Source organism: Streptomyces sp. NPDC058701 (assembly GCF_042715295.1).
Taxonomy (GTDB): Bacteria; Actinomycetota; Actinomycetes; order Streptomycetales; family Streptomycetaceae; genus Streptomyces.
The window spans coordinates 1-1,123 of the sequence record NZ_JBHXSY010000151.1 but is presented as its reverse complement, the minus strand read 5'-3'; the positions used below and the strand labels follow the sequence as shown (position 1 = coordinate 1,123).

The 1,123-nt window shown below is 72.2% G+C and carries 1 protein-coding gene; it reads right to left on the bottom strand.

Annotated features, from left to right (window positions below):
* Positions 1 to 1,123, bottom strand: a 1,123-nt coding sequence (locus tag ACFWW8_RS38645; protein WP_386537629.1) for a ferrochelatase, incomplete at its 5' end; no start/stop codon positions are given.

Here is a 1,123-nt window from a genome sequence, read left to right as displayed (position 1 = left end):
CTACGGGTACGGGCTGTCGGCGCCCGCGGCCGCCGGCCGGGGCGCGCGCGCCGGGCAGCAGCCCACCGGGCACACGTCGTGACTCGCCCCCAGCGACCCCATCGCGCACCGCCCGACCGGCTCACCGCGCTCGGCCGCAGCCCGCTCCAGCACCAGCTCCCGCACCGCCGCCGCGAACCGCGGATCCGCCCCCACCGTCGCCGACCGCGCCACCGGCAGCCCCAGCTCCGCCGCCTTCGCCACCGCCTCCGTGTCCAGGTCGTACAGAACCTCCATGTGGTCCGACACGAACCCGACCGGCACGATCACCGCCGCCGCCGCCCCCGCCCCGTGCAGCGCCTCCAGGTGATCACAGACGTCCGGCTCCAGCCACGGAATCTGCGGGGCACCACTGCGCGACTGGTACACCAGCTCCCACGGCAGCCCGAAACCCGTCTCCGCCCGCACCGCCTCCGCGATCACCCCCGCCACATCCAGATGCTGACGCACATACGCCCCACCCACACCGCCGGCCGTGTGCCCCTCCACCGGCCCCGACGTATCCGCCGCCGCCGTCGGAATCGAATGCGTCGTGAACACCAGACGCGCCCCCGCCCGCACCCCCTCCGGCAACGAAGCCAAAGACGCCAGCACCCCGTCCACCATCGGCCGCACGAAACCCGGATGGTTGAAGTAGTGCCGCAGCTTGTCCACCCGCGGCAGCACCACACCCTCCCCCGCCAGAACCGCCAGAGCCCCGGCCAGATCCTCCCGGTACTGCCGGCACCCCGAATACGACGCGTACGCACTCGTCGCCAGCACCGCGACCCGCCGCCGCCCGTCCGCCGCCATCTCCCGCAACACGTCCGTCAGGTACGGAGCCCAGTTCCGGTTCCCCCAGTACACCGGCAGATCCAGCCCGTGCTCCGCGAAATCCCCACGCAGCACCTCCAACAGCTCCCGGTTCTGCCCGTTGATCGGACTCACCCCGCCGAAACCGAAATAGTGCTGCCCCACCTCCCTCAACCGCTCACGCGGGATCCCCCGCCCCCGCGTCACGTTCTCCAGGAACGGCACCACGTCATCGGGCCCCTCCGGACCACCGAAGGACAACAGCAACAAAGCGTCGTAAGGGGCGGCGGGA